At 66.0% G+C, this 9,425-nt stretch carries 9 protein-coding genes and 1 pseudogene; 6 read left to right on the top strand and 4 right to left on the bottom strand.

The annotated features are described in order from the left end of the window. The first annotated feature begins 421 nt into the window (after positions 1-421). The 4 genes from ACFFQA_RS09935 (at position 422) to ACFFQA_RS09920 (ending at position 4,847) form a co-directional block, all read left to right on the top strand. Complete coding sequence (locus ACFFQA_RS09935) at positions 422-589, top strand: hypothetical protein (RefSeq protein ID WP_377851451.1); 168 nt, start codon at positions 422-424, stop codon at positions 587-589. A gap of 137 nt (positions 590-726) precedes the next feature. Further along, positions 727-1,350, top strand: a complete 624-nt coding sequence (locus ACFFQA_RS09930) for a relaxase domain-containing protein (protein ID WP_377851450.1) — start codon at positions 727-729, stop codon at positions 1,348-1,350. Positions 1,351-1,391: 41 nt separating this feature from the next. Beyond that, a complete protein-coding gene (locus ACFFQA_RS09925) occupies positions 1,392-4,175 on the top strand; it encodes an AAA domain-containing protein (protein WP_377851449.1) in 2,784 nt (927 codons plus the stop codon). A gap of 441 nt (positions 4,176-4,616) precedes the next feature. Beyond that, on the top strand, positions 4,617-4,847 hold the full coding sequence (locus ACFFQA_RS09920) for a hypothetical protein (protein ID WP_377851448.1): 231 nt from the start codon (positions 4,617-4,619) through the stop codon (positions 4,845-4,847). Positions 4,848-5,771: 924 nt separating this feature from the next. On the opposite strand, the gene ACFFQA_RS09915 is transcribed toward ACFFQA_RS09920, so the two are convergent. Beyond that, positions 5,772-6,104: a hypothetical protein gene (locus ACFFQA_RS09915; protein ID WP_377851447.1), complete on the bottom strand. Its 333-nt coding sequence runs from the start codon at positions 6,102-6,104 to the stop codon at positions 5,772-5,774. A 32-nt stretch (positions 6,105-6,136) separates the two neighbouring features. After that, positions 6,137-6,661: a hypothetical protein gene (locus ACFFQA_RS09910; protein WP_377851446.1), complete on the bottom strand. Its 525-nt coding sequence runs from the start codon at positions 6,659-6,661 to the stop codon at positions 6,137-6,139. Positions 6,662-7,125: 464 nt separating this feature from the next. On the opposite strand from ACFFQA_RS09910, the pseudogene ACFFQA_RS09905 reads away from it, so the two are divergent. After that, a pseudogene (locus ACFFQA_RS09905) lies at positions 7,126-7,510 on the top strand (IS5 family transposase); the annotation flags it as partial. On the opposite strand, the gene ACFFQA_RS09900 reads toward ACFFQA_RS09905, so the two are convergent. After that, on the bottom strand, positions 7,500-8,105 hold the full coding sequence (locus ACFFQA_RS09900) for a serine hydrolase domain-containing protein (RefSeq protein WP_377851456.1): 606 nt from the start codon (positions 8,103-8,105) through the stop codon (positions 7,500-7,502). The pseudogene ACFFQA_RS09905 and the gene ACFFQA_RS09900 overlap by 11 nt on opposite strands. After that, complete coding sequence (locus ACFFQA_RS09895; protein ID WP_377851445.1) at positions 8,106-8,339, bottom strand: hypothetical protein; 234 nt, start codon at positions 8,337-8,339, stop codon at positions 8,106-8,108. It abuts the gene before it with no gap. 79 nt (positions 8,340-8,418) lie between these two features. On the opposite strand from ACFFQA_RS09895, the gene ACFFQA_RS09890 reads away from it, so the two are divergent. Beyond that, complete coding sequence (locus ACFFQA_RS09890) at positions 8,419-9,411, top strand: RNA polymerase subunit sigma-70 (RefSeq protein ID WP_377851444.1); 993 nt, start codon at positions 8,419-8,421, stop codon at positions 9,409-9,411. Positions 9,412-9,425 lie beyond the last annotated feature (14 nt).

Below are 9,425 nucleotides of genomic sequence, written 5' to 3'. Positions count from 1 at the left end.
TCCACGAGCAACGATCATGCCGAAGAATCCCATCAGACCCAAACGAGACACCCTCTAACCCTTGTGAGTTTGCAGCCCAGTCGCTCGGAACCCAAGCACTGACCACTGCGGCGATGCCCTGGGGGCGATTGCGCCAGATTCTATGGGCGGCGCGCACTTTCGACTTCGGGCGTCGACGTGAGCTCGGTGGTTCTAGGTCGCGACGCGTTATGGTTTGTCGCATGAACACGCATCCTGTGCGTGGATTCCGCGAAACGTGTTCGAGTCCCCCTCGGACACGTTCGCTATCCCTACCAGGCCTAATGGCTACGTCAGCAGCTTCTGAACCGAGCGGTGGATGATCTCCAGCCTCAGACCTTGGTAAGTCTCTGTAGCTCTGCATCGTGTACACCTCGGAACGCGTGATCGTTCTCGTCTCCGGTTGCAGCGCTCGTTCGGCCTCCGCAGCCTCCAGCTCCGCCTGAGCCTCGTTGATCGCGTCGACCAGCGCTGCCGGGTCTACTCCCGCCCTGATCGCATCCTGAAGCCGATGGCCTGGGTCCTGGTGCACCGCACGTTTACCGCTGTGGCGCGGATCCACACCGACTAGGAGCAGCTGTGCCACGCGACGACCGAGGATCTGTTCTCCCGTCGCGTCCATTCCGCCGCCACGACGAAAGCGCGGGTCGCCCGTGGTGTCGTGGGGTGACGGGCCGCGTGCGACCACAGCGTGTAGCGTGATCAGGCGTGTCTTTCTTGCGCCGCAAGCCCAAAAGAGTCGCACACACCACCTCGTTCGGCGCCGCTATGCCAACGGAGCAGAACACCCCGACGGTTCCGCCGGGCACTCGCGACATCACGTTTGCAGCACCGAAGTCGGTATCCGCACTGATGGCGCTCCTGCCACCTGAGGACCACCGGCTCGGCGCAGTGATCGCCGGCCACGAGGCGGCACTGGCCGACACGCTCTCATGGCTCGACGAAGAGGCGGCATTCGCCCGTAGCGAACCGGCGAAACTTGATTGCCGAGGACTGAACACGACGGTGGTCCTGCATTTCAGCAGCGCCAACCAACAGCCGCACATTCACACCCACGTCCTGGTCGGACCCACTGTCACCGGGGTCGACGGACGCACGTACCCGGTGGACTGGGACACGCTGGACCAAGCGCTCGTTGCCGCATTGCCGCTGTACATGGCCGTGCTGCGACACAACCTCGTCGAATCACTCACCGTGACCTGGGCCCGAGATCACCATGAGAGCAAGTGGCAGATAGCCGGCATCCCTGACGCACTGTTGGCCCAATGGCCGGACACGTCCTGCGCTTTCCCGGCCATCCCGCAAACCCTCGCGGCAGCTCGTCCGCGCTGAGCACACCGCCTTGGCCGAGGGCGGGATCATTGGGGGGCAATGTGATCAATCCGCGTAGCGAAGCAGTGCTGATCCGCAATCGCGAGACTGGTGTCTTCGAGGATCAGACCCGGAACATAGCGCGATACAAGTTCCAGCCCGAGGGGCAGCGAATCGGAATCGTCTTCACCAAGGGAAACAAGGTCTTCCCGTACGGGCCGGACCGCGTGCAGATCCTGCGCAGTTCCGCACGACGCGTCATGGCAGCCGGCGACCGGGTCGAAGTCGGTGGCAGCATCTGGGACAGCGCGACCGAAACCGTCACCTTCACCGGCGCCTACGGCGCATGGTCCCGAGTCTTCTATCGAACCCGCGCGGGCGAGACGTACCGGACCTACCCCGCCGCACAAGTTCGTGTCATCACATCGGGGACCGCCATACCGCTCGTCAACGACGTGTTGAGCTACTGGCGCACGATCGTCTCCCGCCTCAGCTCCGACGATCCATTGCGGCCGGGATATGACCGGCTCACCTTCGTCCATCCGGAGAGCGTGCTCAGTTCCTATCTGGCCGGAGCACCGATCGAATCGCGGCCGCTGGACATCGCCCCGATCTTTCCGTTCCGCTGCAACCTCAGTCAGCGCAAGGCCGTCGAGAACGCCCTGACCTCTTCAGTCTCGATCATCGAGGGGCCGCCGGGCACCGGGAAGACCGAGACCATCCTCAACCTGATCGCCACCATTGTCGCCGTGCAGCACAAGACCGTCGGCATCGTCTCGTTCGGCAACGCCGCCGTGGACAACGTCCGCGACAAGCTCGACGAGCTCGGGTTCGGACACGTGCTCGGCAACCTCGGCCGCAAACAGAAGAGGGAGGAGTTCTTCGCGGGACAAGCGATCCGCAGCACGGCGGTGGCACAGTTCGTGGCTAGCGCCCCGCAACCGCCAGACCCGCAACAGCTGGCGGCTCTGGACCGGCGCCTGCAGGGGCTGCAGGAGGACGAGCGCATCCGTGCCGACCGGCGCCAAGCGCTCGACGCCCACCGTCTGGAACTGCGGCACTTCAAGGCCCACCTCCAGCAGGAACAGCTGCCCGACCTGGACAGGCTCCCTCTGCTGAAGAAGTCGGCTGACCGCATCATCGACTATCTGGCCGAGAGCCAGGTGGAACTGGCCGGCAAGCGTCCCGGGCTGCTGCGGCGAGTCCGGAACTACTTCAGGTATGGGTCGCTGCGAGCGCTCGACCCGGCTGACACCGACGTCGTGCTCCGACTGCAGTTGGCCTACTACACCAAGCGGATCACCGAGCTGGAGCGGGAGATCGAGCTGGTCGAGGGCCGACTGCGGCAGGCCGACTTCGATCGGCTCTCCCGGAATCACCAGCAGTTGTCGGCTCAGTTCCTGCACGCCGAACTCGCCGATCGATACCGAAAACTGAAGCCCACCGCGTACGACGCGAACTCCTACCGCACTAGCCGCGCGTTCGCGAACTTCATCGAGGACTACCCGGCATTGCTGAGCACCTGCCACTCGCTGCGGGCCAGCATCTCCGACGGATACCTGCTCGACTACCTCATCATCGACGAGGCTTCACAGGTCAATCTGCTGCTGGCAGGGCTGGCGATGTCGTGTGCCCGCAACATCGTCGTGGTCGGCGACCAGAAGCAGCTCCCACCCATCCCCGTTGATGCCGCGGCCGACCTCACGCCGCCGATGCCAGCTTACGACTGCCGGCAGCACAATCTCCTGTCGTCATTGTCGGAGTTGCACGGCGCCGTTCTCCCGCGCGCACTGCTGCGAGAGCACTATCGTTGCGACCCCGTCATCATCGGGTTCTGCAACAAGAAGTTCTACGAGGGTGAGCTGATCCCGTACACCACCAGCGGCGCCGAGCGGCCGATGATCGTGGTGCGTACTGCCGAGGGCAACCACATGCGCCAGCACCACGGGGGAGGTCGCTCGAACCAGCGCGAGATAGACGTCATCGCTCAGGAGGTGATCTCGGACCACTGCCGGGGCATCGACGACGCCGACATCGGTGTCACCAGTCCGTACCGCCTGCAGGCCGATAAGACCGGCGACGTGCTCGACCAGCTCGAGGCCGACACCGTGCACCGCTTCCAGGGCCGACAGAAACAGGTGGTCATCCTGACCACCGTCCTCGACGAGACGTGGCGCGGCCGTACCGGCCTGCCCTTCGTGGACGATCCGCAGATGATCAATGTCGCGGTGTCGAGGGCGATTCGGCGGTTCATTCTGGTGACCAACCACGACATGCTGCCCACTAGCCGGCACATCCAGGATCTGGTCGGCTACATCCGCTACCACAACCCCGACGAAGAGGTCGTCGACAGTGCGGTGGTCTCCGTGTTCGATCTGCTCTACACCGCGTACTCGCAGCGCCTGCGGCCCCTCGCCACACGACTCAGAAAGGAGCTCAAGTACCCGTCGGAAGACATCGTCTGGACCGTGCTGAACGACATCTTCGCCGAGCAGCGTTACGCGCACATGACGGCCGTTCCCCAGGTGATGCTGAAGAATCTCCTGCTCAACCTCGACCGGCTCACTCCGGCCCAAGCCGCCTATGTGGGAAGACGAGCATCCCTCGACTTCGTCGTGTACAACCGGGTGACCAACCGGCCGCTGCTGGCCATCGAGGTCGACGGGTTCGCCTTCCACGAGAACAACCCGGCCCAGTTGAAGCGAGACGCGATCAAGAACGAGATCCTGCGTGTGTACGAAATGCCACTGCTGCGGCTGCCGACAACGGGCAGCGGCGAAGAGCAACGAATTCGAGACGCGTTGACCGCCGCTGAATCCCACTGGGCTCACCGCTCAACCCAGTGATCAGGTCAGACGCTGCCAGGCACGGCCGTCGAGTCCCGCGGAACGACCGCTCGGTCATGACGTCGAAGCGGGCCCTGGAGACGTCAGCGCCGAAGGCGTAAAGGTCGAGCTGCATGGCCGATGGGACAGGGACACCGTCTCTGATCGAACGCGATCCCACCACTGCCGATCTGCCTACGGATCAGCAGGCCATCGGTCAGGGGAATCAGACAGGGCGAGGCGTGTAGATAGTGTGCAAGTCGCCCCTCGGACACCACAAACACAACCCATGTAGCTGACGCTAGGTCAGTTGCGTGGGTTTTTGGTTGAGGAGGCCACCGTGGCCGCGAGCTGGCACACTGGTAATGCCACCGACGAAGGCAGCGGTAACCGTAGCTGGTTGATCGGACATTTCATCGACCCGTTGGAGGAAGTGCGGTCGACTTCGGACGTGGAAGTGAAGTGGGGTGTCCACGCCGCGGGGAGAAGCGGCCGGAGTGGACGTCGGGGGACCGCCGCACCACGCTAGCCCTGCTCGTCCAGGGCCGGTTTCGGATCGACCTCACCGATGGCAGCGTCACTCTTGCCCGGCAAGGGGACTACGTGTTGTGGGAAGCGGGTATCCAGCACTCCTGGGAGGCGCTTGCGGACTCGGTGATCATCACCGTGCGGTGGCCTTCGGTCTCGGCATAGGAGACGAATCGCCGGTCTTACCATCTGGCAAGTGTGCGTTCGAGTCGGGTCGCGTGCACGGTGCTCGACTCTAGAGGGTTGAAATTTGGACAACCAGTCGAGATGGGTGATGGACAATCGTTGGGGCGCAACGGGATCTCCGTCTTGACGGCCGATAAAGCTACTTATCAGGACCCTTGCAGGAAGGTCTACAGGCGACATGCCACCACGTCGGGAGAGGTCGCGCAGCGTGGCGGTGGTGACGCGTTCAGCGCGCCAGTGGACGGCGATGAGCAGGCCGAGCAGGCTGGCTCCGAGGGGGCCGCCGAGCCAGGGGTCGCGGTGGGCTTCGGTGATCAGTGCCCGTAGTGCCGCGGCATCCAGTGGTGGGGGAGTGCGGCGCGGGTGCGGGGCGTAGGCGGCGACGGGGTCGAGGGCGCGTGCCTGCCGCACCGGGTTGTCGGTGAGCGATCCGGTTGTGGTGCAGTGGCTGTAGAAGGAGCGCGGTGGTGGCAATGGCGTTGTGCCGCCGCAGCGGGTGTTCGTGGGCGGTGAGGTCGTGGCGGCGGCCGGTCAGGACGTGGCAGTAGTCCAGGACGTCGATGGCGCGGGCGCCGCCGGTGGTAGAGCCAGCTCGCGAGCGCGGCGAGGTCGCGGGCGTAGCGGTGCCGGGTGTGTTCGTAGGCGAGGGTGTCCGGCCAGGTGGTGACCAGCTGCACGAGGTCTGCGGTGGTGACCGGAGAGCGTGACGGTGCTGCCATGCGATTGATGGTGACAGCCACCTCTGACACTCGACGCGCATTCCGCGATGGGCAAAGACTCGACGAGTCTGCTGCCACAGTCGTTGCCCGCAGGTGAGGTGCGGAAGACCGACAGAGGTGCGGCCGGGTGGGGCAGTGTGTGCCGCCCCACCCGGCCGCATCGACCTTTATGCCGTGCCTGTGGCTACACGGAGCTGGCCATAAGGTCGTTCGCATCGGAGAGCGTGAGCCCGGGATAGGTCTGGCGGAGCGCTTTGATCGCCGCCGGACGCCCATGCTGGTCTTCGATCGCCCGGAACCTCTCGCGGTCGAGCTCGGCACGGAGCGCGTCAACGGAGCCGAAGCGGGACTCGAACGCCCGCCTGTCCCGCTCACGCCGGGCTGTCCCAGCACCGAGTACGGCCAGCAGTGCGACCAGTCCACACCCGCCGGACACCGTGTAGTCACCGCGGGCGAACAGGACTACCCCGGCGACCAACGCCACACCGGCCAATGCCCACAACATTCGCTGAACCATTGCCTCAGTCTCCTTCCAGGAGAAGATCGCGGCTAGTTGAAACAGTGCTGCGAGATTCCGGAGATCCCGGACAGTTCCGCGATGAGCGCAGCGAACGCGGTCGCGATCGCTTCGCCTTTCTCTGCCGCGCTGGTCCCCCCGAGCGCCAGGCGGACGGCCTCCCACAGCCCTCCGACGTCGTTGATCAACCTCTTGATCTTCATGATCTTGAACGCGGGCAACGCCAACCCGGCCAGCGCTTGGCCGATGGCGGAGATGCATCCCAGGACAGTGCCCGGTGCTGCGGCGTGTTTCGCGGCACGGGGCGGAATGTTCACTGAGATCCAGGACTGCGTGGCCTGGTCTCCTTGAACGAGGACCTCGTCCGGGATCGAGAGAATGTCGGTGAAGAACTGCACCAGCGCCGGCTCCACCTGTGGGTCGAACGTCGCTGTCATCGCGGCCATCGGCCGCGCCCCGTCCAGGTGGTGGGCGGCGCTGGCGGCGCCGGATCCCGCGAGTGCGACCGAACAGGACACGGCAGCAGCGATCAGCGCATTCACGACACGCTTCGTCATTGTTATTTCCCCCTTGATGCGGTCACGTCAGATCGGTCAGATCCACTCCGGTGTTGGTGAGTGAACCTGTGTCCGAACCCCCGTTCGTGCCTGACGTGAATCAAACATTGGCACGCGTTTGATTTCCTTGCAACCGTTTCGGAATTGTCAATAGAAGCTCAAGTTTCGGTCAGTATCCATATTTTGCGGTGGGATTCAACCGCGCGAGTGACAGGCACCCGCTTGCCACACAGTTGCGCCGCTGCTACCCCCTGAGTGGGGGAGACAGGTAGAAGCCCGTCACCCACGTGGGTAGTTCCCCGTCATCGAAGCCCGAACGAAGGACCAACTGATCAGGCGAGGCGGAGGTCCGGGTGGTTGCGGAGACACAACCGCGCCGGTCGCCACCAGAGTCGGGCGGTGTGGCCGAGCAACTAGAGCCTGTCCTGTAAGCCGTTGATCTGGGCGTCTGGTATTTCTCTGGGGTGGTTGGTCGCGGTGAGTTGACGGATCGGGCGTGGGCGGCGATCGCGCCGTTGCTGCGGCCGGTGTCGGGTGGTGGTCGGCGGTGGCGTGATCACCGGCAGGTGATCAACGCGATCCTGTGGAAGCTGTGGACCGGTGCCCCGTGGCGTGACCTGCCGGAACGGTATGGGCCGTGGAAGACCGCGCATGAACGGCTGCGGTTGTGGGACCAAGGACGGCACCTGGGCCCGCATCCTGGACGAGGTGATCGTTAAGGACGACTCCGTCGGCGATCTCGAGTGGGTGATCAGCGTGGACTCCAGCGTCGTGCGGGCGCATCAGCACGCGGCCGGAGCCCGGAAAAAAGGGGGCTGCGGCGCCGAAATCGGCCAGCTCAGCGGCGGGGAGCAGCTTGCCCGACATCAGCGCCGTGTGGAACCGCGCCAAGTCCCGCGCCGTCGACACCACCGCCCCGGCCGCTCCGCCCCACGACGGGTCGTTGCCGGAGACGTCGACGTGACCGTCGCGGCGCGGCCCGGCGAAGTCCCTGAACTCCACCGGCACGCCGGCGGCATGTGCTCCGCGTCTGGCTCGTACCCGCGAACATGCCGCCCGCGCCAAGCGGAGTCCGTCGCGTACTAGGTGCGAGGTACAACGGCCGGGCGATCCGATCCCGGACCAGATCCGCCAGGCCCGTCCCCGAAACCCGCTCCAGGACCGCGCCGATCGCCGCGTAGTTGGCGTTGATGTAGTCCCATTTCGTGCCCGGCGCGAACAACGGGTCGTGCTTCACCCCCACCGCGAGCAACTCCGCCGACGTCCACCCCCGCGGGCCCTTGCCCACGATCGACGGCACCACCGCCGGGTCCGCGGTGTAGTCGGCCAGGCCGCTGGTGTGGTTCAGCAGCATGCGCACCGTGATCGCCTTGCCGCCGGGCACCTTGCCCGGCAACCACTTCTCCACCGGATCGGCCAGCGCGAGCTTGCCCTCGGCGACCAGTTACAGCACCAGCGTGGCCATCACCGTCTTCGTGCTGGACCCCACCCGGAACTCGTCGCTCGCCTTGAGCAGGTGGTCCCGCCTCGCCCACCGCGCCTGCTCCGCGATCTCCACCGGCCGCCCGCTGCCGTCGTCCACCCGCACGACCACACCCGGCGCCCCGGCGTCCACCACCTCCCGCGCCAACCTGTCCAGCCAGCCGCTCGACGCCTCGGCCGTCGGGACCACAGCCACACCGCCACCAGCGCCGACACCGCGAACAGCCGCACCGAACCACGGTGGGTCATAGATCCTTATCTACTGGTTCAGGGGCGTGGCGACCATCATCGCCGTCATCGCGCAGTGGCATGCTCGCCGGGTGGATTTCGACGCGCTGGTCGCCGAGCACCGACGCGAGCTGTACGCGCACTGCTACCGGATGCTCGGCTCGGCGCAGGACGCCGAGGACGCGATGCAGGAGGCGATGCTGGGCGCCTGGCGGGGGCTCGCCGGGTTCGAGGGGCGGAGTTCGGTGCGCGCCTGGCTCTACCGCATCTGCACCAACGCCTGCCTGCGGCTCGCCGAGCGCAGACCGCACCGCGTGACCTCGGTCGATTTCGGCCCGGCTCGGGTGGACGTGCATGAGCTGGGTGAACCGGTGCCGGGACCGGTGTGGCTGGAGCCGTTGGCGCCAGAAACCGACCCCGCCGAGCGCTACCTGCTGCGGGAGTCCGTGGAGCTGGCCTTCGTCGCCGCGGTGCAGCTCCTGCCGGGGACCCAGCGCGCGGTACTGCTCCTGCGCGAGGTGCTGGGGTTCTCCGCCGCTGAGGTGGCCTCGATCCTGGACACCACACCCGCCTCGGTGAACAGCGCGCTGCAACGGGCGCGCGCGACGGTCCGGGCGCGGATGGGCACGTCCCAGCAGACGGAACTTGGCGCCCTCGGCGAGCAGGGCCGTCGTGAGCTGGTCGACGCGTTCCTCACCGCGTGGGAGCGAGCCGACACGCCCGCGCTGCTCGACCTCCTCGTCGAGGACGCGAAGTTCACCATGCCGCCGCTGCCCGCGTGGTTCGACGGCAAGGACAACGTGGCGAGGTTCCTGCGCGAGCGGGTCTTCGCGACCCCGTGGCGGCTCGTGCCGCTGGAGGTCAACGCGCAACCGGGGTTCGCCTGCTACCTCCGGCAGGCGGGAGACACCGGGTTCCGGTTCGCCGCGATCGCGGCGCTGACGCTGCGCGCGGGCCGGATCGCGGAGATCAACAGTTTCCTCGACCCGGACCTGCGCACCCGGTTCGGCCTGCCGGAGGAATTTCACGCGGACCGATGAGTTCGCGCCCGGCG

The sequence above is a fragment of the Allokutzneria oryzae genome (assembly GCF_042429765.1).
In the GTDB taxonomy this organism is placed as follows: domain Bacteria; phylum Actinomycetota; class Actinomycetes; order Mycobacteriales; family Pseudonocardiaceae; genus Allokutzneria; species Allokutzneria oryzae.
The sequence above is the reverse complement of the archived record's forward strand: the minus strand, read 5'-3'. Positions and strand labels throughout refer to the sequence as shown.